Origin of the sequence: Roseibium limicola (genome assembly GCF_017313085.1) — a bacterium.
GTDB lineage: Bacteria > Pseudomonadota > Alphaproteobacteria > Rhizobiales > Stappiaceae > Roseibium > Roseibium limicola.
The window spans coordinates 244,062-267,021 of the sequence record NZ_JAFLNF010000006.1 but is presented as its reverse complement, the minus strand read 5'-3'; the positions used below and the strand labels follow the sequence as shown (position 1 = coordinate 267,021).

19 protein-coding genes and 2 tRNA genes are annotated in these 22,960 nt (G+C 58.8%); 7 read left to right on the top strand and 14 right to left on the bottom strand.

The window, feature by feature from the left end; all coding sequences use genetic code 11:
- Positions 1-5 precede the first annotated feature (5 nt).
- The 7 genes from ugpE to J0X15_RS14875 form a co-directional block, all read right to left on the bottom strand.
- Positions 6-848: a sn-glycerol-3-phosphate ABC transporter permease UgpE gene (gene ugpE, locus J0X15_RS14905; RefSeq protein ID WP_206942346.1), complete on the bottom strand. Its 843-nt coding sequence runs from the start codon at positions 846-848 to the stop codon at positions 6-8.
- A gap of 10 nt (positions 849-858) precedes the next feature.
- Positions 859-1,740 (bottom strand): ABC transporter permease subunit, encoded by an 882-nt coding sequence (locus J0X15_RS14900; RefSeq protein ID WP_206942345.1) that lies wholly within the window; start codon positions 1,738-1,740, stop codon positions 859-861.
- 109 nt (positions 1,741-1,849) lie between these two features.
- Complete coding sequence (locus J0X15_RS14895; RefSeq protein ID WP_408015349.1) at positions 1,850-3,130, bottom strand: extracellular solute-binding protein; 1,281 nt, start codon at positions 3,128-3,130, stop codon at positions 1,850-1,852.
- A 330-nt stretch (positions 3,131-3,460) separates the two neighbouring features.
- Positions 3,461-3,889: a YqaA family protein gene (locus tag J0X15_RS14890; RefSeq protein WP_206942449.1), complete on the bottom strand. Its 429-nt coding sequence runs from the start codon at positions 3,887-3,889 to the stop codon at positions 3,461-3,463.
- 119 nt (positions 3,890-4,008) lie between these two features.
- Positions 4,009-4,084 (bottom strand) — tRNA-Ala (locus tag J0X15_RS14885).
- 147 nt (positions 4,085-4,231) lie between these two features.
- Positions 4,232-4,307, bottom strand: a tRNA-Ala gene (locus J0X15_RS14880).
- Positions 4,308-4,456: 149 nt separating this feature from the next.
- Positions 4,457-4,864 (bottom strand): TIGR02300 family protein, encoded by a 408-nt coding sequence (locus J0X15_RS14875; protein WP_206942343.1) that lies wholly within the window; start codon positions 4,862-4,864, stop codon positions 4,457-4,459.
- A 240-nt stretch (positions 4,865-5,104) separates the two neighbouring features.
- On the opposite strand from J0X15_RS14875, the gene aroA reads away from it, so the two are divergent.
- The 7 genes from aroA to J0X15_RS14840 all read left to right on the top strand — a co-directional run bounded on the left by aroA (position 5,105) and on the right by J0X15_RS14840 (position 11,824).
- Positions 5,105-6,460, top strand: a complete 1,356-nt coding sequence (gene aroA, locus J0X15_RS14870) for a 3-phosphoshikimate 1-carboxyvinyltransferase (protein WP_206942342.1) — start codon at positions 5,105-5,107, stop codon at positions 6,458-6,460.
- Positions 6,457-7,083, top strand: a complete 627-nt coding sequence (gene cmk, locus J0X15_RS14865; RefSeq protein WP_206942340.1) for a (d)CMP kinase — start codon at positions 6,457-6,459, stop codon at positions 7,081-7,083. Before aroA ends, cmk begins: the two co-directional genes overlap by 4 nt.
- A gap of 373 nt (positions 7,084-7,456) precedes the next feature.
- Complete coding sequence (gene rpsA / locus J0X15_RS14860; RefSeq protein ID WP_206942339.1) at positions 7,457-9,157, top strand: 30S ribosomal protein S1; 1,701 nt, start codon at positions 7,457-7,459, stop codon at positions 9,155-9,157.
- Positions 9,158-9,354: 197 nt separating this feature from the next.
- Complete coding sequence (locus J0X15_RS14855) at positions 9,355-9,786, top strand: FKBP-type peptidyl-prolyl cis-trans isomerase (RefSeq protein ID WP_206942337.1); 432 nt, start codon at positions 9,355-9,357, stop codon at positions 9,784-9,786.
- A gap of 290 nt (positions 9,787-10,076) precedes the next feature.
- Positions 10,077-11,069: a signal peptide peptidase SppA gene (gene sppA, locus J0X15_RS14850; RefSeq protein ID WP_206942335.1), complete on the top strand. Its 993-nt coding sequence runs from the start codon at positions 10,077-10,079 to the stop codon at positions 11,067-11,069.
- A 10-nt stretch (positions 11,070-11,079) separates the two neighbouring features.
- Complete coding sequence (gene ihfB, locus J0X15_RS14845) at positions 11,080-11,379, top strand: integration host factor subunit beta (RefSeq protein WP_206942333.1); 300 nt, start codon at positions 11,080-11,082, stop codon at positions 11,377-11,379.
- A gap of 88 nt (positions 11,380-11,467) precedes the next feature.
- Entirely contained in the window at positions 11,468-11,824 is a 357-nt protein-coding gene (locus tag J0X15_RS14840) for a LapA family protein (RefSeq protein ID WP_206942331.1), read from the top strand.
- Between the two features lie 253 nt (positions 11,825-12,077).
- Here J0X15_RS14840 and J0X15_RS14835 read toward each other — a convergent pair whose 3' ends face one another.
- The 7 genes from J0X15_RS14835 to tsaE all read right to left on the bottom strand — a co-directional run bounded on the left by J0X15_RS14835 (position 12,078) and on the right by tsaE (position 22,953).
- Entirely contained in the window at positions 12,078-12,689 is a 612-nt protein-coding gene (locus tag J0X15_RS14835) for a trimeric intracellular cation channel family protein (RefSeq protein ID WP_206942329.1), read from the bottom strand.
- A gap of 111 nt (positions 12,690-12,800) precedes the next feature.
- Positions 12,801-13,454 (bottom strand): nucleotide exchange factor GrpE, encoded by a 654-nt coding sequence (gene grpE, locus J0X15_RS14830; RefSeq protein WP_206942327.1) that lies wholly within the window; start codon positions 13,452-13,454, stop codon positions 12,801-12,803.
- Between the two features lie 139 nt (positions 13,455-13,593).
- Positions 13,594-13,914 carry a thioredoxin gene (trxA, locus tag J0X15_RS14825; protein ID WP_206942324.1) on the bottom strand — a complete coding sequence of 107 codons (321 nt, stop codon included), beginning with the start codon at positions 13,912-13,914 and terminating at the stop codon, positions 13,594-13,596.
- Between the two features lie 84 nt (positions 13,915-13,998).
- On the bottom strand, positions 13,999-17,508 hold the full coding sequence (gene addA, locus J0X15_RS14820) for a double-strand break repair helicase AddA (RefSeq protein ID WP_206942322.1): 3,510 nt from the start codon (positions 17,506-17,508) through the stop codon (positions 13,999-14,001).
- Entirely contained in the window at positions 17,505-20,654 is a 3,150-nt protein-coding gene (addB, locus tag J0X15_RS14815) for a double-strand break repair protein AddB (protein WP_206942320.1), read from the bottom strand. Before addB ends, addA begins: the two co-directional genes overlap by 4 nt.
- A 3-nt stretch (positions 20,655-20,657) precedes the next feature.
- Positions 20,658-21,392 (bottom strand): nucleotidyltransferase family protein, encoded by a 735-nt coding sequence (locus J0X15_RS14810; RefSeq protein WP_206942318.1) that lies wholly within the window; start codon positions 21,390-21,392, stop codon positions 20,658-20,660.
- 31 nt (positions 21,393-21,423) lie between these two features.
- Positions 21,424-22,953 (bottom strand): tRNA (adenosine(37)-N6)-threonylcarbamoyltransferase complex ATPase subunit type 1 TsaE, encoded by a 1,530-nt coding sequence (tsaE, locus tag J0X15_RS14805; RefSeq protein WP_206942316.1) that lies wholly within the window; start codon positions 22,951-22,953, stop codon positions 21,424-21,426.
- Positions 22,954-22,960 lie beyond the last annotated feature (7 nt).

Genomic DNA, 22,960 nt, shown 5'->3' with positions numbered 1-22,960 from the left:
TTTCCTTACTTATCGCTCTCGACGAGCCCTTTGATAAACCAGCTTTGGAAGATGACGACGATCAGAACCGGCGGGATCATGGCAAGTATGGCCATCGCCATGGCCTGATCGTAATCCGGGATCTGCGCGCCTACCCAAACCTGCAGGATCTGCTTGATGCCACGCACCAGGGTGAAGAACCCTTCGTCGGTGGTGATCAGCGTCGGCCACAGGTACTGATTCCATCCGTAGACAAACATGATGATGAAGATCGCCGCGATCATCGTCTTCGACAGCGGAACCAGGATATCGATGAAGAACTTCCAGGGACCGGCGCCGTCGATGCGGGCAGCTTCCAGAAGCTCATCGGGAACTGACATGAAAAACTGACGGAAAAAGAAAGTGCCGGTCGCCGAGGCGATCAGGGGCACGATCAATCCGGCGTAGGTGTTGACCATTCCGAGGCGCTGGACAATCTCGTAGGACGGCAGGATGCGCACTTCCAACGGCAGCAGCAGCGTGCAGAAGATCACCCAGAAGCACAGCGAAGCCATGGGAAAGCGGAAGTAGACAATGGCGTAGGCCGCCGCCATCGAGATCACGATCTTGCCGATGGCAAAGCCGAACCCGAGAATGAGCGAGTTCTTCAGCATCACGAGACCGTTGACTTCCTTGGTGAAGCCGCCAGCCTTGGTCAGAACCGTCTCATAGGCCTTCAAGCCCTGGTCGCCAAAGCCGAACTGAAGCCCTTCCCGGTAGACCGTGACCGCATCATGGGTCGATGTGATGAACGCCAGCACCACCGGGAACACCATGAAGAAGACACCGAGCAGCAAAACGATGTGGTCGCCAATACGCAGCTTGTTCATCTGAGGCCCCTTAGCTGTAGTGCACCCGCCGCTCGATCAAGCGGAACTGGATGATGGTGAGGATGAAGACGAAGAGCATCAGCAGGACCGACTGCGCCGAGGATCCCCCAAGATCGTTGCCGCGGAAACCGTCGAGATAGACCTTGTAGACAAGGGTCACCGGGTTGTTGCCGGGCTCGGTCTTGAGCACCACGTCGATGATGCCGAAGGTGTCGAAAAACGCGTAGGTGACGTTGATGATCAACAGGAAGAAGCCGGTAGGGGCCAGCAACGGGAAGGTGACCGTCCAGAAGCGCCGGAAACCGGAGCGACAGTCAATGTTGGCCGCCTCCTGTACCGATCTGGAAATTCCCTGAAGTCCGGAGAGGAAGAAGATGAAATTGACCGGGATCTGCTTCCACACCGAAATGACGACCATGGCGAAGCTGGTGTCGAAATAGTTCACACCGATCTGCATCTTCCAGCCGAACAAAGCGGCGAAATCAACGAGCGGGCCGACATGCTGGTCGAACAACAAAATGCCGATCAGGCCTGCGACCGGCGGTGCGACCGCATAGACCCACATCAGCAGGGTCTTGTAAGTCGAACCCGCGCGCAGAACCTTGTCGGCTTTCACTGCCAGCAGCAGCGCCAGGGCGAGTGAGAAGAAGGTAACGAGAACCGTGAAGACCGCGGTGAACTGCGCCACACGGGCGTAATTTGAGGACGTCAGCGTGTCAGTGAAATTGTCGAAACCGACAAAGGTCGAACTGAAGCCGAAGGGATCTTCCAGGTAGAAGGAGGAGCGGACAGCTTCTGCCGCCGGCCAAAGAAAGAATATCGCGACGATGGAGAGCTGCGGCAGCAAAAATGCATACGGCATCCATCGGGAGTTGAATTGGACTTTTTTCATGGTGTCACCGCGAACATGCAAATGGCAGATGTGCGGAGCAGAGCCGGCACACCTGCCATCGCAAGGAAAATGGGGGCGCATCACACCCCCATCATGAAGGTCGCCGAGCTTACTGTTCGACGGTCTGGGCGAAACGAGCGAGAAGCTTGTCGCCTTCTTCCTTGATCGTGTCGAAGGCGGTGTCCACGTCAGTTTCGCCGGAGAAGACCTTGCCGAGTTCGCGGTTCATCACGTCGCGGATCTGAACGTAGAAGCCCATGCGGTAGCCCTTGGTCCACTCGCCGCCTTCCAGGGAAAGCTGCTGGATGCCGACTTCGGCAGCCGGAGTGGTTTCGTAGTAACCGTCCTTCTTGGCCATGTCGTAAGCAGCTTCGGTGATCGGCACGTAGCCGGTTTCCTTGTGCCACATGTACTGAACGTCTGCGGATGTCAGGTACTCGAAGAAGGATGCTGTGCAGTTGTTCTCTTCGTCGGATTTTCCGGACATGGCAAACAGAGCCGCACCACCGATGAAGGACGCCTTGTTGGCACCTTCAACAGATGCCCAATAAGGCAGGTACGTTGCGGAGAACGGGAACTCAACTGTTTTGGCGATGCCGCCGAAAGACCCTGAGGAGCCGATCCACATGGCAACCTTGCCTTCGTTGAACGGCGCCTGATTGTCAGACCAGCCGGTGCCATAGTAGCCGAAGTAACCCTTATCGAGCCATTCCTTCATGGACTTGATGTGGTTGCGGATTTCAGGACCGAAAACCAGTTCAGTGCCTGCTGCGCCATCGTAACCATTGTTGTTCGTGGCGAACTGCAGGTTATGACGTGACATAAAGTTTTCGACGAATTCCCACGGCAGGTGAGACTGCACGAACGGAATGTAACCGGCTTCCTTGAGCTTCGGAGCAATGGCTTCGATCTCTTCGTAGGTGGCCGGAGTTTCAACACCGGCTGCCTTCATGGCATCGTCGTTGATGTAGAGGATCGGCGCGGAGGAGTTGAACGGCATGCCGATCATCTTGCCTTCGCTATCGGCGTAGAAGTAGCGAACGCCTTCGATGTAATCTTCAATGTTGAAGGCGACGCCAGCGTCTTTCAGCAGATCTTCAACTGGAAGAACGGCACCCTTGGCACCGATGATGGTTGCGGAACCAGCATCGAAAACCTGAATGATGTTCGGCTGTTCACCAGCGCGGAATGCTGCGATGCCGGCTGTCAGCGTGTCTTCGTAGCCGCCCTTGTAGACCGGGGTCAGGTTGCAAGTGTCCTGGCTGTCGTTGTAGCCGGCTGAAATCGTGTTGACGACTTCACCCAGGTTACCGCCCATGCCGTGCCACCAGGAAATCTCAGTGGCAGCATTCGCGCCGCTCGTTGCCGCAAACAGTGCGACGCCAGCCATGAGGCCGGATACAATCCGCTTGGCCATAATAGTAACTCCCGTCCGTAGGGCGACTGACGCCCGGTACGTGATTGAACTCGTGTGCAAATCTCAAACAAGGCTGCAGGCCAGATGGCTCAGCGCCTCGCACCGCGTTCGTATTGGTTTCGGGTGAAACTTTTGTGACGCGCATATGAACTTTAAAAAACCACCACACGAACCCTGAACCGGGAACGGGACAGCATTTCCCCAAGCGTTCACTTGGATTTGCAAATGAACGAAATGAATGTTCGTATAATTTTCAAATGAACTTTTCAGAATACTGAAGACGCCGAGCGACATCAATCGGGATCAAAGAAACCCCTTCACCAAGCCGGCAACGATGACATAGCGGCCGAGCTTGGCAATCGATACCAGCAGCAGAAACATCGGGAAGGGCTCGCGCAAAATGCCCGCGGCCAACGTCAGGGGATCGCCGATGAAAGGTGCCCAGCTCAAGAGCAGGCTCCATTTGCCATAACGCCGATACCAGCCTGAGGCCTTTTCCAGCGAGGCCTCGCTCGCCGGAAACCATTTTCGTCCACGAAAATGCTCTATCCAGCGCCCAAGCATCCAGTTGATGCACGAGCCGAGGGTGTTGCCGACGCTCGCCACCAGCACAAGGACCCAAACCGGCGCGCTTTCAGCCGCCAGAAGTCCGGCCAGAACGATTTCCGACTGAGCCGGAAGAATGGTCGCGGCCAGAACCGAAATTGTAAAAAGGGAAACAAGAGACAGGATCACATTACCACCATACCTGCTTCGCTGCCCAAAGTGCAGGGATAGAAGCGCCAATGGACGTCAGACGACTAAGCAGCTGAAAACAGACACTGATGTGTGGAAATGGTGATTCGAAGGAATGGTGGAGCCAAGCGGGATCGAACCGCTGACCTCCTCGCTGCCAGCGAGGCGCTCTCCCAGCTGAGCTATGGCCCCTTATCCATCAGCCGGATTGGGTGTCCGGCGCCTTGTTCTGCAGAAACCGTCATGACGGTTCTCAGTTTATCTTCTGTCAGGCAAAGTGTCTTCTGTCAGAAAGACATCCTGTCAAAACGGCCTACCTTGGCAAACCGAAATCGTGGATGGTGGAGCCAAGCGGGATCGAACCGCTGACCTCCTCGCTGCCAGCGAGGCGCTCTCCCAGCTGAGCTATGGCCCCTTTATCCAAGCCAGCCGGTGCGGGACCCGACTTTGATGTGGGGCGGAACATAGTCGCGCACCCGACTCCAATCAAGCAGAAATTAGGCTCATCCCAAATTCTCCCTGTGGAAAAAATGCGAGGCTAATTCGCCCCGCATTTCCAAGCACTTAGGTTTCGTCTTCGTCAATTTCAACGCGAATGCCAGGAACAGCCTCTTCGTCTTCTTCCTCATCCTCGATGAAAACGTCGTCATCAGCATCGTCATCATCGTCGAGATCATCATCTCCATCGATGTCTGGCACGTCATCGCCATCCGTGCCTTCTGCTTCCGCGTCGGCTTCTTCAAGGCTAACGATTTCCGGACCGGAATCGTCCTCTTCGTCATCATCGTCGTCCGTCTCGGCGACAACCTTGGATGCTTTCGCTGCCCGGGACGTCTGGACTGCCCGAGTTGCCTGGACCGCTTCGAAAACGGTTCCACATTTGGGACAGACAATCGGATCGCGATTGAGGTCGTAGTATTTTGCGCCGCAGCTCGCGCATAGCCGCTTCGTGCCAAGTTCAGGTTTTGCCACCGTGCTAACCCTTCGTCTTTTAGAATTGAGGCGCCCCATAGCCTTATTGGCGCCCTGCTGTCAAAGCCAAATCGCTTCAAATTCCATTCAAGGCAGAAGTTCTGCACGAAGGGATTTAAATTTCAAGAACGCTCGGGTTTCCCCGTACGATTCCGTCGTGGAGGGAGATGACGGGCGGCGCAGCCCGTGCTAGCTAAAGGTCCCTTTTTTCTAGACGACGTAAAATTCGGAACACAGTCCATGTCCCATGGCGCTTCGCCCTCTCCGCTGTCCGCCCATTCCGCCAAGGCCCTGACGGGCACGATCCGTGTGCCGGGAGACAAATCAATCTCCCACCGCTCGCTGATGTTCGGCGCCCTGGCCGTCGGACGCACCACCGTGCGCGACCTGCTGGAATCAGAAGATGTGCTGGCAACCGCAGACGCCATGCGCGCTGTCGGTGCCAAGATCGAAAAACATGCCGACGGCAGCTACACCGTTGACGGCGTCGGCCTCGGCTCGCTGCTCGAACCGGATCGTGTCATCGATTTTGGCAATGCCGGCACCGGGGTCCGTCTGACGATGGGGATTTTCGGCACCCATGATATTGCCGCCACGTTTGTCGGCGACGCCTCCCTGTCCGGCCGCCCGATGGGTCGTGTGCTGGATCCGTTGCGCCAGATGGGCACAAATGTCGTCGCCCGTGACGGCGACCGCCTGCCCGCTTCCGTGCGTGGCGCCAAGGACCCGGTTCCGCTGACCTACCGAGTCCCTATGCCTTCAGCCCAGGTGAAGTCGGCCGTGCTGCTGGCCGGACTGAACTGTCCGGGCGAAACCACCGTGATCGAGCCGATCCCCACCCGTGACCACACAGAGAAGATGCTCGCCGGATTCGGCGCAGAGATTTCCGTCACCCTCAACGAGGCAGGCGAACGGGTCATCAAGCTGCAGGGTCAGCCTGAGTTGAAGCCGCAAAACATTGACGTTCCGGCCGATCCATCTTCTGCGGCCTTCCCGATTGTTGCGGCACTGATCGTACCGGGCTCTGACGTCACCATCGAAAACGTCATGCTGAACGAGCACCGCACTGGCTTGATCACCACGTTGATCGAAATGGGCGGCAACATCGAGCTGATGAACAAGCGTAGCGCCGGCGGCGAGGAAGTTGCCGACATCCGGGTCCGCGCCAGTCAATTGAAGGGCATCACCGTGCCCGCCAAACGCGCTCCGTCGATGATCGACGAGTATCCGGTTCTGGCTGTTGCCGCCGCATTTGCAGAGGGTGACACCTTCATGCCTGGCCTGGATGAGCTGCGCGTCAAAGAATCCGATCGTCTGGCCGCTGTGGCCCGTGGACTGGAAGCCAACGGCATCCCCTGCGTCGAGACAGAAGACACGCTGACGGTCACAGGCGGCGCCAACAACATCGGCGGCGGAACGGTAATCACTCATCTGGATCACCGCATTGCGATGTCCTTCCTCGTACTTGGAATGGCGGCGCACAAGCCTGTGACAGTGGACGACGGCGCGGTGATCGCCACCAGCTTCCCGACGTTCAAATCGCTGTTTTCCGGCCTGGGTGCAGACTTCTCAAAAAACGGGAGCGCAGCTGCATGATCATCGCAATCGACGGACCCGCAGCTTCCGGCAAAGGCACGCTCGCCCGCCGCCTCGCAGCGTATTACAAGCTGAACCATCTGGACACCGGCCTGACCTATCGTGCGGTGGCCGCAGCCCTGCTCGCCAAGGGATTGCCTCTGGGAGATGAAGGTGTCGCCATTGATGTGGCTCGCAATCTGGATCTGGCGAAGATGGACAAGAGCGCTCTTGCCGCGCATGAAATCGGTGAAGCAGCTTCCCGCGTCGCGGTCCTGGGTGGTCTGCGCGAAGAGCTTGTGCGGCTGCAGCAGTCATTCGGCAACAAGGCCCCCGGCGCCGTTCTGGATGGACGCGACATCGGCACCGTCGTGTGCCCGGATGCCAAGGTCAAACTGTTTGTAACAGCCACATCGGAAGCGCGCGCCAAGCGCCGCACGAACGAGATGCTGTCGAAGGGGCAGGAGGCGGAATTTGAGTCCGTGCTCGACGATCTGAAGCGCCGGGACGCCCGTGATAGCTCACGCAGTGTCGCTCCAATGAAACAAGCTGACGATGCCCACTTGCTTGATACGACGGAAATGGATATAGAAACGGCGTTTCAGGCGGCTGTGGATATCATTGATCGTGCCCTGGCGAGCTGACCAGCTTTCCATCATGGGTTCGCATCATTTCCTATCCGCCAGATCGGCTTCGACCCCGAGGACCAGCGTCTTTATTCAAGACTGACTGACCACAAGGTGAGCCGAAAACGGGCCCATGTCAAATGACAGACGTGGAATAACCCCTAGAGATACATGCGTTATCTGCCCTGTGTGGAAAACGCAAGACGAGAGACAGGACCTTCCGTTTCCTGCCCCGCCGGCCCGGTTGTTCAAGGACGAATGCGTCGTTGGAGACCGGCAGAAAGACTCGTTCAGGCCCCTGCCTGAAGAGAGTTGATCCGGGGAAGGGTAGGTCCTTCATGTGCAACACAAACCCGCCGGCGGCCGGCCAGGATTGGCATCAGGAGTTTTTATGTCTGAACTGAACCCCTCCGTTGAGGATTTTGCAGCTCTTCTCGAAGAGTCTTTTACCCAGACCGATCTGTACGAAGGTGCAGTGGTCAAAGGTATAGTCGTCGCAATTGAAAAAGACCTCGCCGTCATCGACGTCGGCCTGAAGGTTGAAGGTCGCGTGCCGCTGAAGGAATTCGGCGCTAAGGGCCGCGACGGCGAAATGGCTGTCGGCGACGAAGTCGAAGTTTACCTGGAGCGCGTCGAAAATGCGCTCGGCGAAGCCGTCCTGTCGCGCGAAAAAGCGCGCCGCGAAGAAAGCTGGGTTCGTCTCGAAGTCGCTTTCGAAGCTGGCGAAAAAGTCAACGGCCAGATCTTCAACCAGGTCAAGGGTGGCTTCACTGTCGACCTCGACGGCGCAGTGGCGTTCCTGCCGCGCTCCCAGGTTGATATCCGTCCGGTTCGCGACGTCACACCGCTGATGCACACTCCGCAGCCTTTCCAGATCTTGAAGATGGACAAGCGCCGCGGCAACATCGTGGTTTCTCGTCGTGTCGTTCTGGAAGAGACCCGCGCAGAACAGCGTTCGGAACTGGTTCAGAGCCTCGAAGAAGGCCAGACAGTCGAAGGCGTCGTCAAGAACATCACCGATTATGGTGCGTTCGTCGACCTCGGCGGCATCGATGGTCTGCTGCACGTCACCGACATCGCGTGGCGCCGCATCAATCATCCGTCGGAAGTTCTCACCATCGGCCAGACCGTCAAGGTGCAGATCATCCGTGTCAACCAGGAAACGCATCGTATCAGCCTCGGTATGAAGCAGCTTGAAGCTGATCCGTGGGATGGCATCGAAGCGAAGTACCCGATCGAAGCCAAGTTCACAGGCCGCGTGACCAACATCACCGATTACGGCGCCTTCGTGGAACTGGAGCCAGGCATCGAAGGCCTGATCCACGTTTCCGAAATGTCCTGGACCAAGAAGAACGTTCATCCGGGCAAGATCGTAGCAACTTCTCAGGAAGTTGAAGTGATGATCCTGGAAGTCGATCCGGTCAAGCGCCGCATTTCCCTGGGCCTCAAGCAGACCCTTCAGAATCCTTGGGATGCGTTCGCTGAACAGTATCCGGCCAACACGGAAGTTGAAGGCGAAGTCAAGAACAAGACTGAATTCGGTCTGTTCATCGGCCTCGACGGCGATGTTGACGGCATGGTTCACCTGTCCGATCTGGACTGGAACCGTCCGGGCGAACAGGTCATCGAAGAGTTCAAGAAGGGCGACATGGTCAAGGCCGTTGTCCTCGATGTGGACGTCGACAAGGAGCGTATCTCCCTCGGCATCAAGCAGCTTGGTTCCGACCCAATGGAATCCGGTGCCGCTGGTGAAGTCCGCAAGAACGCTATCGTGACCTGCGAAGTCATCGAAGTTAAGGACGGTGGTCTCGACGTCAAGATTGCAGACAGCGATCTGGTTGCGTTCGTACGCCGTGCTGACCTGTCGCGTGAACGTGCGGACCAGCGTCCTGAGCGCTTCTCCGTCGGCGACAAGTTCGATGCTCGCATCACCCAGTTCGACAAGAAGACCCGCCGCGTTTCCGCCTCCATCAAGGCACTGGAAATTGCAGAAGAGAAAGAAGCAGTCGCTCAGTACGGCTCCTCCGACTCCGGCGCATCCCTCGGCGACATTCTCGCCGCTGCGATGAAGAGCAACTCCACCGACGACTAATATCGTCGACGAGTGTTCGCATTGAACCTGGAAAGCCCGGCCATTTGGCCGGGCTTTTCTGTTTTGCGCCGCAGCCCGACGTTTTGACATTTCAGCTGAGTTCGTTAGGTTGTCCGCGCACCGAGGAGCACCCGTGATTGGAAACGGCCTCCGAAATTCACCATCCCAACGTTCCAAACAGAATTGAGAGACACGCTATGGCTGAAGTCAAAGCGGGTGATATCGTCCATATCCACTACAAGGGCACCTTGAACGACGGCTCCATCTTCGACAGTTCCGAAGGACGGGATCCACTGTCCTTTACTGTTGGATCGGGTCAGATCATTCCGGGTCTCGACAAGGCCCTGCCTGGCATGCAGGTCGGCGACGAAAAGACTGTGAACATTCCTGCTGAGGAAGCTTACGGTCCGGTCAATCCGGCCGCCAAACAGCCGGTGCCGCGTGATCAGTTCCCGGACAACATTCCGCTGGAAGTCGGAACCCAGCTTCAGGTTCAAACCCAGAACGGTCAGACCATGCCTGTCGTCATCGACACGGTTGAGGACGACCAGGTGGTGCTCGATGCCAACCATCCGTTGGCGGGCAAAGACCTGACATTCGAATTCTCGGTCGTCGGCGTCGATAGCTGACCCTGCTGGACTGGGGGCAGAAGGCGACAGCGCCGAGCGGCGTATCCCCCTCCTCTCCCAGTCCACGCCTGACATGGGCACGCCTCAATGGATGTCAGGCAGCAGCTGCGATCCTGCCATTTTCGTTTCAGGCAGACCATTCCTCCGAAATTTAAGTTTATTGCAGAGCGCCGCCTGCATCTTTTCGACGGTCATTGCCTTCAGATCATTTGCATTTTCAACCGTAGCCGTCCTATTTAAGAGGCGTGCGGATCCACGACGGATCTAGCAGACGGGAGAAAATGTTCCTCATGTCCCTGGACCTGGATACCGTACTCGACAGGCGCAAGCTGCGCCGAAAGCTGACCTTCTGGCGCATAGCTGCCGTCGTAATCGCCCTACTGGCGATCGGCATTGGCAGCTTCTATTTGCTGGGTGGCAGCAACATGGCCCGCACGTCCTCCCATATTGCCCGCTTGCCAATCGAAGGCGTCATCCTGGAAAACAGGAAACAGCTGCAGCTGATCGAAAGCCTGGGTGAGAGCGAGAGCGTGAAGGCGGTTATCGTCTCCATCAATTCTCCCGGCGGCAGCACCACCGGCGGCGAAGAGCTCTACAATGCACTGCGCCGGCTAGCCGAGAAGAAAACCGTTGTCGCGGAGATCCGCACCGTCGGTGCTTCTGCAGGCTACATGGTGGCACTGGCCGGTGAACACATCTTTGCCCGCTACAACTCCATTACCGGCTCCATCGGCGTACTTTTCCAATACGGCAATGCTGCCAAGCTGATGGACACCATTGGTGTGGAGATGGATGCGGTCAAAAGCGCGCCTTTGAAAGCCGAACCCGATTTTTATTCCAAGGCTTCACCGGAGGCCCGAGCCGTGCTGAAAGACGTCGTCGACGACAGTTTTGACTGGTTTGTCAGTCTGGTGGCTGAACGGCGAAATCTGGAGCCTGCAGCGGCAAAAGCGCTGGCGGACGGTCGTATTTTCTCCGGCCACCGGGCCTTTGAAAACGGCCTGATCGACAGCATCGGCGGCGAAAAGGAGGTTGTGGCCTGGCTGACGGAAAATAAATCCGTCGACGCCGATTTGCCGGTCGTTACCTGGGAGCTCGGGCGCGAGACAGACGACCTGCCGTTTGCTCTGAAGATGTCAAAAGGCCTGGGCTCAGGTGTCGCAGAAACAATACTTGAGCAGAGTGGAGTAGCTAACCGGCTGATTTCTCCCGGTTTTATGCTTGACGGCCTCGTGTCTGTTTGGCAGGCTTCCGAAACGGAAATTGATAAGCGGCAATATTAGGGGGCGGAAAATGATTAAATCGGAATTGGTTCAGCAAATCGCTGAACAAAACCCGCATCTATATCAGCGTGACGTAGAGAATATCGTCAATGCCATCCTAGATGAAATCACGGAAGCCTTGATGCGTGGCGACCGGGTTGAGCTCCGCGGTTTCGGGGCCTTTTCGGTAAAGAACCGTCCGGCACGCACCGGCCGCAACCCGCGCACCGGCCAGAAGGTCGAAGTGGAAGAAAAATTCGTCCCCTTCTTCAAAACGGGCAAAGAGATGCGTGTCCGATTGAACGATGGTGTGGACCACGGCGAGGATTAAGTTCAACGCCCTTTTCCGTCTTCGGCCTCAGGCCTTAAGATCCGGAATGCGCGTTCGCTTCGTCTTGCCGCTATAACCGGAGATCAGCATGATCCGTTTCGTCAAAAACGCCCTTCTCGTCACTGTCGCGATTGTGTTGATCCCGCTCTCCGTGTCCAACCGACACCCTGTGACGCTGGCGCTGAACCCGTTCGACCCGTCCGACCCGCGCTTTGCCATTCCGAACATCCCCTTGTTCTGGGTGATCTTTGCCAGCCTTGCCGTCGGCATTGTTCTGGGTGGTGTCGGCGCATGGGCCAAGCAAGGCAAATGGCGCAAGGAAGCGCGCCAGAAGCGCCGTGAGGTCAAGAAATGGCAAGGTGAAGCAGAGCATCTGCGTGAAATCACCGAACCAAAAAGCACAAGGCCCGGACTTCCCTCACCCAAGAAGCGCACAGCCGCTTAGGAGACCGAAGAGCCTCCTCATCGCGAGCATGAACTGACTCAAGATGCCTCCGTCCCCGGTGGAACTGCAGGATGGAGCTGTCGGCCACTCAAGCTCAACTCTGGCAGCCTTTCGTTCTGTCCCGCAGGATGGAAGGCCGAGGCTCCCGGCACGCACTCTGCTGCGTTTTGAAACCACCTGGCGCAGAGGAACATGTGAGCTAGCCCCCGCATACGGCGAAACAAGCAGGGATCGAGGCTCTGCGAAGCTGTCGCTATTTGTCGACGGTCGATTTATAGCCAGGAAGTGACCAGTCCGCGACGATCGCGCCGCCGCGCAGGATCAGGGCGAAACTGGCTGCAAGTCCTGCCGCCACCCAGCTGTCCATCTCCGCCATCCGCAGGCCAACATAAAGAGCAGAGCCTGCCAACGCCGCGCTGACATAGATCTCCGGCTTGAGGAAAGAATTCTTCTCCCCCGCCACGATATCGCGCAGAACGCCGCCAAAGGTTGCCGTCATGGTACCCATGAGGATTGCGACCATCGCGGATTGCGTGACTGCGAAAGCCTTTGCCGCACCCATGACGCAATAAGCCGCCATGCCGATAGCATCCGCCCACCGCAACGGCTTGCCCAGCCTCTCGACCAGAGGGCCGGCAAACCACATCAGGGCGCTCATGCCGGCACAGACCATCAGGTAGCCGTCATCCAGCGTCCAGAAAACCGGAACCCCTAGCAGAAGATCGCGGAGGGTACCCCCGCCGATGCCCGTCATCGTGGCGAAAAACAGAAACGCCAGACCATCCAGCCCCTTGCGGGAGGCGACGATTGCGCCGGTCAAGGCAAACACGGCCACGCCGATATAATCCAGAAATTGCAACAACATGGCAGTGGTCCAGGCTTTGGATCGCAAAAAGGCTGCCCGCCCACTGGACGAACAGCCTTTAAAGGTAAAGGTCCGGGCCAACTTGTAAAGCGGCGCCGTGCCCCCTGATTATCAGGCGCTCTTGTCTACCGTCTGGCCGGAATCGCCAGCAGCAGCAGTGTCAACGGCGCCCTCCTTCGGGCCCCCCTTCGACACGCCGACCATGGCCGGGCGCAGAACCCGTTCGCCGATCCGGTAACCAGCCTGAACCACCTGCACAACTGTGTTGTTCGGCACTTCCATGTTTGGAACCTCGAACATCGCCTGGTGGAAATGCGGGTCGAACTTCTGACCTTCCGGGTCAAGTTTCTTGACGCCATTCTTGTCGAGCTGGTTCAACAGATCGCGCTCGGTCATATCGACACCTTCGATCAACGACTGAACGCCAGCATCCGCGTTTGTGCGACTTTCGTCGCTCAACGAGTCGAGTGCACGACGCAAATTGTCGGAGACACTCAGCATGTCGCGGGCAAAGCCGGTCACTGCGTAGGACCGGGTGTCCTTGATTTCCTTGTCCGTACGTCGGCGCAGATTTTCCATCTCAGCCATGACGCGCAGAACGCGGTCCTTGAGTTCGGCATTTTCAGCCTGAAGGGCTTCCAGCGGGTTGATCTCGAGGCCTTCGAAGCCGGCATCTGCTTGAGCGCCGCCGGAAACTACCTCATCGGCAGGGGCCTGAGTAGCCTCGGGGTCAACGCCTTCCGGGTTTTTGTTTTCGTCGCTCATATTTGGTCCGTCGGTTATCGCTTAGAAAAAGGTTAGAGCGGTCATGCTTGTGCATAGCCGCTCCAGCCGGTCAAGTTTTTGCTGGTCGTCCGGCCGCTGATTCCCTTGTTTTTCACGGGTACAGCACCGGAGAACAAGATCAAAGGGCGCTTTTGATCCAATCGGCGAGCTTGCCCTTCGGCGCAGCGCCCACCTGAGTTGCCATCGGCTCGCCGTTCTTGAACAGGATCAGCATCGGAATCGAGCGCACGCCATACTTCATGGCCGCGTCCTGATTTTCGTCGATGTTGATCTTGGCGATCTTCACCTGTCCGTCCATTTCGGTGGCGATTTCTTCCAGCGACGGAGCAATCATCTTACAAGGACCGCACCATTCTGCCCAAAAGTCGACAACAACCGGCGTGTCGGAGTTCAGCACATCGCTTTCAAAGCTGGCATCGGTAACCGTGTTGGTAGCCATCGTTCTATCTCTTCCATAAATCTGTGGCAGCGGGATATACCGCTTGTCTTGTTGCGCAGAAGGTAGGAAGCCTCCGGGCATCCGTCAAGATATCGCGCCTTCGCTCTTCAACCCGTTCAGAGTTTCATCGAGCAGTGCTTCCCCCACCATCATCAAGCTGGGAGTTGCCGTCCACAACAGCGCGGCGCGCACTGGACGGTCAGGATAAATATCCTGCAGGAGACGGCGATAGACTGCCAACTGCGCCCGATATTCCAGCGGCACAAGATCCACAGTCTCTGGAGGAACCTGATTGGTCTTGTAATCGACGATAAGCACCTCGTCATCACGCACCAGCAGACGGTCAATCTGGCCTGAAACAGCAACTGTTTTGCCGTCGGCGGCCGTGACTGTGCCAACCAGCGAAACTTCTGCTCTGCTATCGGAGTGGAACATCGGCGCCAGATCTGGAGACGTCAGGATTGCCTGAACATCCCCCAGAAGCGCTGCTTTATGCATCTTGAAGGCCGGGTCAAGGCACCGGCCCACGAAACGCTCGGCTGCAGCCCTTCTCTCGCCTTCAGGAAGGTCGGGCAGGATCTCCAGAAGCTTGTGCAACAGCCGTCCGCGCTCCAGTGGCCAGTTTCCGGGCTGGCGACGTGCACTCAGTCGATTGATGGCCGGCACGGGCTCCACGCCCTGCTTGTCTTCCATCGCCTCGAATGCTTTGGACGGCTGCAAGCGCGTCGGACGCTGATAGGCCTGCACCGGTGTGGTCAACCAGGGAGGCATTGGGCTTGGGGCTGCCCGGCCAGCGGCCGCACCTGAAAAAGCGTGTGCCGGCGTTGCAGGGGCTGCTGCTGCGGCCTTGGCCTGTTGCCAACGCCAGGCCATCACTTCGCCCGTTGCGTCCTGCTGTTCCGTCGCCTCCGGCTTCAGGGCATTCGCAACCAATGAGTACCAGCAATCTTCTGCAGGGCCACGCGCCGGCTCCCAGCCACAGACGACAAGCCGGTCTTCTGCTCGCGTCAGCGCCACATAAAGCAGGCGCCGGTATTCTTCACGCTGCGCATCCTGCAGGCCTTCCAGCCCCGCCTGATGAAGCTCCAACCTGTCGGCTTTGGTGGGCAGCCACAACAAGGCGGGCGGCGCCAGACTGCCGCGCTCCACCGGCAAGAAAGCCGGGTCATGCTGGGAGTGAACCGGGGCGGAGCAGGTATCGACCAGAATGACGATCTTGGCTTCCAGCCCTTTCGAGCCATGTACGGTCATGATGCGGACAAGACCGTTGGTGGTCGACAACTCACGCTTGATCTGGGTGGGCGCGGCACTCATCCACGCCAGAAAGCCTTCCAGCCCCGGTGTGCCGACCTGCTCGAAATTCATTGTCAGGGCAAGGAACTCGTCCAGCACATCGTCAACCTCGACACCCAGCCGTTGGCGGAACGCCATACGGCCGCCATCGCCGGACAACAGACGGGCATAGAATTCGAACGGCGGCATGAAGTCGGCGCGAGACCGCCAGACTTCCAGTTGCTCCTGCACCTGCTTGAGCTTCGGATCTTGCCCTGCCTTGCGTTGCAGGCATTGCCAAAGCGTGCCCGAACGCGGCTTGCTGTAATCCTGCCGCTCGACAAGCCCGAACAGAGCCTCATCATCAAGACCGAGCAGCGGACTTTTCAGCACCGCAGCCAGAGAGAGATCATCTTCCGGCAGCAGAAGAAACCGTCCGAGTGCCGCCAGATCCTTGACCGCGATGTGATCGGTCAGCACCAGGCGGTCGGAACCTGCCGCCGGCACGTTCAACAGCTTCAGCTCCCGGTTCAAAGCATCGACAAACGGGCCGCGTTTGCGCAGCAACACCATCACGTCGCCGGGATCCGCCTCGCCATGGTCCATCCAATCACGAATGGTGCGGGCAATCCGGCGGGCGACCCGGATCATCGGACTGTCGCCGCCGATGCGATCCAGCGGTTCGCGCCAGTCTTGTGGCTCCTCAACTACGGCCGGTTGCTCCAGAGGCCAGAGATCGACGATGCCGGGGTCCTTGCGCAGCGCCTCATGCACCGGCGCCTTCAGCTCCTGCGACAGCCCTTTGTGCGCTGTCTGCGTGGCGAAAACCTTGTCGACGGCGCCCAGAACATCTCCCGTCGAGCGGAAGGACAGCTGCAAGTCGACCGAGTGAAACAGTCGGTCGGCCTGACTGGAGCGCTGAGCGAAACTGCGACGCATCTCATCGAAATAGGCCGGCACCGCGCCCTGGAACGAGTAGATCGACTGTTTTTCATCGCCCACCGCGAAGATTGTCCGCAGTTTGTCGCTCGCCCCGGAGCCGGAGAAGAACTCCTCCGCCAGGGACTGAACCACCTGCCATTGGCGGGGCGATGTGTCCTGGGCCTCGTCGACCAGAATATGATCAAGACCCTGATCCAGCTTGTACTGCACCCATTGGGCCGCATCGGAGCGCGACAGCATGGTTGCAGTGCGAACCACAAGGTCTTCAAAATCAAGAAACCCCTGGCGAGCCTTGGCAGCTTCATAGCGCTCGGTCACGCCATGGGCCAATGTCAGGAGGGCTGCGGTCCCCTGAAAGGTAACAATGCCTGCCCGGTCCTTCAGCAAGGTCTCCAGCCGCGCTTGCTCGTCGAGCAAAGCCTCGACCATGGCGGCGTATTTGTCGGCGATCTTGCCCGTTGCCAGCTTCTTGCGTGGTGCCATTGCCGCGGTGAAAAAGATCGGCAGCCAACGGGCCTTGAACGCCGCCGGATCCGGCGGCGTGAAAGCCGCGACGAGATCATCGCCACGCTGCACATCCGTCTTGCCGCCCTCGCTCAGGGCTTCCCGGTAGGCGAGCGCTGCATTGCGATCGATCGGGCACTCCAGCAGAATCCGAGCTTCGAGATCTTCCAACGTGGCTGAAGAATCGATACCCAGGCTGCGCGCCAGCGCTGCAAGAGCTGTCTCAAGACCACCAGCATCTTCCAGCCAGCGACGCAGGGCGTCGCGGCTGGAAATAAGTTCGTTCAGCCCCTTGTCGAGGCCTCCATCCGACATCAGCGCAATGACGGTGTTCAAGGCGCGTCCATAGGTGCTGGAGGAATCCGCCTCGGCCTTCTGCAACACGCTGTCGCGCGCCTCGCCCATCAGTTCGCTGGCAATGCGCTCGTCCAGCACGGTAAAATGCCCGGCGACATTGGCCTCCAACGGAAACTGGTGCAGCAGCGCTTCGCAAAAGCCGTGGATCGTCTGGATTTTCAGTCCACCCGGCGTCTCGAGCGCACGGGCAAACAGGCGCCGCGCCATCGCCAGCCGAGCTGCATTGGGCCGCTGTCCTTCGATCTCTTCGAGTTCATCGGCCAGCCTGTCGTCTTCCAGGGTGACCCAGTCTCCCAATATGCGGAAAACGCGGGTGGCCATTTCAGCCGCCGCTGCCTTGGTAAAGGTCAGGCAAAGCAGACGCGACGGATCTGTACCTGCGAGCAAAAGCCGGACAACGCGGCGCGACAAAACGAAGGTCTTGCCGGAGCCGGCGTTGGCACTCACCCAGGCAGAGGCTTCCGGCTGGGAGGCCTTTTCCTGGCGTTCACGGGTCAGTTGCGGGATCTGGAAACTCATTCCTCGCCTCCCCCGCCGACGGACCATTCCTGCACGCGGGCCAGATGATCATACGGGCCGTCCGTGTTGCCCTCCATCATGACGCGCGCGCGCGACAGATATCCGTTGTCCTGAAGGCTGTAGTGGGCAATCAAGCCTTCCAGCTTGGCATAGGCTTCATCGGCCAATTCGCCCAGATCCTTGTCTTTCGGTGTTCGGCCAACTTCCAGCAGCGGGTCTGCTCCGCCCTTCAGCTGAATATACAAGAGTTCGGAAATCGGATGGGTTGAGGGCACCCCGTCGAAACCACCGCGTGTGACCATGGCCGCCTCAAGTGGCATCTGCGGCGCCAACAGGGTTTCCACCTGCTTCATGCTCGGCGCCTGACCTGTCTTGTAGTCGACGATGGCAACAGAGCCATCGCTGAGAAGATCAATCCGGTCGGCACGCCCCGTGAGGCGGAACTCCAGCCCGGGCAAGATCAACACCATCCCGCCGGAGATCTCCAGATAGCGCTTGTCCAGCTTCTGCACCCGCTTGGCCTCAAAGCCGATGAAGGCCTCGGCAATTCTCAAGAAACGTGGCCACCACAAAGCCCGAACGGCCGGAAAAGCCTCCAGCTTGGCGAAATGCCGTTCACCAACCTCGATCAGCCGATCCAACGCGTCGACATCGAAAGGCCCTGTCCAGGCTTCAAGGAACTCCGCCAGAACATCGTGGATGATGGTTCCCTTTTCAGCCGCACCAGGCTGCCCACCAATCGGATCCACAGGCTCCAGCCCGAGAACATGCCGCGCAAAGATCGCATAGGGATCACGGACCAGCCGCTCGATCTCCGTCACCGACAGCCGCTTGGGCCGCGCCGGAACCGGAGGCTTCGGGTTGGGCCGTTGCGAGGTACGAACCGGGCCGGGAGACTGGTCGAGGCGGGCGGCGAAGTCGCGATAAACCGCGCCACGCCCCATCATTTCCTCCGTGATTTCCGGTCCAGACAGGGTCACCAACCGTTGCAGCCAGCGCGACATCACCGACGGCGCTCCGTCCACGCGGGCCGCACGCGACAAGATCACACGCCGAGCACCGAGACCTTGAACGAAATCATGCGCGGCAGCGCCCAGACGACGCTCCGGCGGCTCCAGCCCGATGTCCTGCTTCATCGGCCGGTTAAGCCAGGGATCATTGCGGGTCCGCTGTGGCCACACGCCCTCGTTGAGGCCTGCGAGGATCATCAGGTCGGGCGACTGAAGGCGCGCTTCCATCGGCCCGAGAATTTGCACACGGGGGTCGCCGGGCAGCCTGCGCCTGACGGAGGAATTGGCCATCAACGCCGGTTGAACCGTTGCCCAGTCGCGCGGCCGGATCTCCAGATTCGCGCGTTCAGCTTCCAGCAAATTGGCGTAAAACGCCGCCAGAGCATCTCCGGTCTCGCCAGAATAAAGCTCGGCATCCGAGCCAGAGGGATCGCGGGCAATCCGGTGCAAGACTTCGACCTGGGCCTTGGCCAGCTCAGTGACCGGGACTTCATCTGATCGTGCCTGCAGCACTTCAAGCGGCTCCAGCGCCTCCGCCAGACGCTCGACCAGGTCAAGGATTGCTGGCCAGTCGTCATCATGGATCTTCTGCCAGCGTGACAAGCGTTTGGTACTCTCCTGATGGTCCTTGCTGGCCAGAACGGCCTCGCGCAGGCCAGACGTTCCGGCCTTTGCCCGCGGGCCACGCAGAACACCGCGCTCCAAGGCACGGGCAGCAGAGCGCACGTCCTTGAGCGAGAGGCCGAGGCGGCAAAGCGGATGCTTCAAAAGCGATAGAAGATCTATGGGGTCACATCCGTTGACAGCCAATTGAGCTGACAGGTTGGCGAGAATTGCCGGTGGGGTCTGGTCGAGCGGCCGTCCGGCACTGTCGTCGACCTGGACTTTCCAACGGGCCAACTCGACGGCGACCCGACGCGCCAACAATCGGTCAGGCGAGACGAAAGCCGCGGTCTCGCCGCGCTCCAGCGCCTCGCGCAGGGCAATCGCTGCCGCAAGCGCTTCATCAGCCTCGTTGCGGGCAACGACCATTTCCACCCCGGCCAGCGCCGCACGTCGACGCTCTACGGGAAAATCCTGCAGAAAACGCATCCAGGCGTCGGATGTTTCCGCTGGCCGAAGCGCCTCCGACACCAGCCGCTCGCGGTCGACCATGGCCTGATCTTGCAAGGGAGCCAGATCCTGTACGGCGTCTCGTGATAGATCCAAACGATCTAGCAATTGCCGCAGCCCATATTGCGGATGCGCCGGGACACCGAGAACAGCATGCCCCTTGGTCTTTGCCGCGGTCGGTTGTCTTGCCAAAGCACTCCAGGAGGCCGCGTCCAGACCGAGGTCCAGCCCGGGCAGCACAAGAACGCCCTGAGGCAGGCCAGCGGCGGCCTTCAGAAGCTCGGCGGTGGCCGGAACCGAGCCAGTGACGCCAGCAACAATAACCGGCCCCTGTGGTGGTCTGGAGCGCATCTGTGCTGCGGCCTGCCTAATGAGGGCAGAGCGTCGCGCCTTGGCGTCCATTGTTCCGGTTTCTGCCAGATAGGCCGGCCAGCCTTGTTGCACGATGCTCAGGAAATCGAGGGTAATTTGCCAGTAGCGGGCGTAGTCATCCGGCACGAGGTCGGCCAGCTGGGCCCAGTCGGCTTCTTCCGTTTCGATCTCGTCCATCAGCGTGGCAAGATCGCCTGCCAGCCAAGCCGCATCGGCTGCGGAAGCCGGCACACCGAGAGGTTCATCCACCCCAAGATTGAGAACCTCGCGCCGAAGTGCGCCCTTCCACGCCATAACCAGACGGGTCAGCGCCAGATGACGCTCCATTGCCGGCATCGCCGGAGGAAGATCATTGCCATCCTCTTCGCCGCGCAACAGCAGGTCATCCTCCTCCACATCACCGACTGGCAGGATCTTCGGCAACAACACCGGACGGCCGTCAAAAAGTTCCTGAAAGATGTCCGGCAGCAGACGCGCAGCCCGTCGGGTCGGCAGGTAGAGCGTTGCCTCTGCAAGCTGCAGAGGGTTTTTGCGCGGGCAAAAGCCCGGTACCAATTCCCCCTCGACCAGCGCGGAAGCCAGGGTTTTCAAAAACGGAACGGAGGGCGAGATGGAAAAGACGCGGGAGGCGGAAGATGGGTCATCTGCCATGCCTTATGCCGCGCTTTCAGCCACGGCATATTCTGCTGAGCGAATGGCTTCCGGCGTACCGACATGTAACCAGATGCCTTCCATCTGCACACCGAACAACCGTTCGTTCTCAATTGCCTGATTAAACAGGGCATTCATGGAGAAAGCCCCCTCCGGGGCATTTTCAAACAGCCTTGGGTGCAGAATCGTCACGCCTGCATAGGCGAAGGCGCTGACACGGCGCTCAGGCCGACGGGTCAAACGACCGAATACATCCATATCGAAATCACCCAAACCATTGTAGCCGACGGCATTGACCGTCTCGGCGACCAGCAGCAGAGCATCCATGCGTTCCGAATCCCAGGCCTCAATCATGTGCTCGAGGTTGGGCTTCACCCCTTCTATCCAGTAGGCGGTGTCCGCATTGAGCTGGAAAAATGGCTCGTCGCCAAGCATCGGCAGGGCTTTCTTGATGCCACCGCCGGTCTCCAACAGCTCTCCCCGCTCATCGGAGACAACAATCTCCATGTCGCGACGGCGTTTGACGTGGACTTCCACCAGATCAGCCAGATAGTGGACATTGACAACGCAGGTCTTCACGCCAGCGGATGCCAGACGGTCCATGCCATGATCAATCAGCGACTGACCATTGACCTCGATCAGCGGCTTGGGTGTCGTCGCTGTGATCGGACGCATGCGCTTGCCCAGACCGGCAGCGAGAATCATGGCTTTGGACGGACGGAACGGCAATGCCGACATGAATTATCCCAATTACTCTGTCCACGCCCGCTCACCGGGGCCGATGGAGATCAAACCAGTGCTGCAAATCCGACAAAACAGGATCCCTCAGGGCCCGGTCAAGATAAGCATTCATGCGTGGTAAATGACTTAGATACGCCGGTTTACCATCGCGTTTTGCCAATCGGACGAAGATCCCGAGGATCTTGGTGATCCGCTGTGCCGCGTAGACCGAATAGGCGGCCTTGAAAGCCATCTGATCAAAGGCATCGTCCTGTGACTGGCGCACCTTCAGATAGGTGCTCAGCAACTCCTGTTCCAGAACCTCCGGCACTTCAACCCTTGCATCAAACAGCAATGATCCCAAATCATAGGCGGTCGGGCCAATCATCGCATCCTGAAAATCGATCAATCCCACACGGGCGTGCCCGGAGCGTTCGCCACGCCAATGCAGATTGGGCGAATGATAGTCGCGCAGCACCCACCCGAGTTCGGCATCACCAACCTTGTCAAACACCGCCGACCAAAGCGATCGGAATTCCTGCCGCAGCGCGTCGGACGCCGCATTTCCGGAGACCTCCGGCACGTACCAATCCAGAAACAGGCAGACCTCAGCCAGCAACGCTTCGCGGCTAAAATCAGGGAGCACATAGCTGTCACCATCTGGCAAAGTCAGATGTCTTGGCCACGTCCGTCGGTGCATCTGGGCCAGAACATCGGTTGCCGCGTGGTACCGCTCGGGCAATACGTTGCCGGACGCGTCGAGCATCCCTTCGCTCCCCAAATGCTCCTGCAGCAACAAACCCTGCTGAAGATCCGACGCAAAGATTTCCGGCGCAGCAAAACCCTGACGCCGCAATTCCTGGTCGACAGCCACGAAGGATCTAATGTCCAGTGCCAGATGTGCCGAGCGGGCATAGGCGGCCAGAGCCTCGCCGTTCTCCAGAGTTTCCAATGCAGGTGCATTCATCAGGATCATATCCTGACCCTCGGTCCGAATCAGCTCATAGGCGCGGGCCGAGGCATCGCCCTTCAGATAGCGCCGGAGGGCATTGGCGTGGCCGGATGCGGTCAGGAAGGCGCGGATGGCGAAAGATCGGGTCATCCTGTGCGGAGTGAGTTCGCCCTCCAGCTTGATTGACGCGACCCGCTTATCATCATCACCACCCTGCAGGCTGATCCAGATGCGATTTCGGGGGAGTTCACCCTCCCCCATTTCCGGCCACTCGACCAGGGCAGCTCCGCTTTCCAGAAGCTCATCAAGCCCCAGTTCCTGAACTTCCTCCGGCTCTTCCAGCCGGTAGAGATCGAAGTGGGAGATGGCAAAACGAGGCAGCTCGTAAGTCTGCACCAGGGTAAAGGTCGGACTCGGGACTTCCAGTTCGTCATCATCAGCAAACGCCCGTAGAAGCGCGCGGGCCAATGTGGATTTGCCCGCTCCCAGATCACCGGAAAGGCAAATGAGATCGCCCTGCGTCAAACAGGCAGCCAGGTCTTCGGCCAATGCGACAGTTGCCGCTTCGTTGGCCAGAGAAATAATGAAGTCAGGATTCTCGACGTCTCGCAGCAGCGCTTCGGACATGCAATGC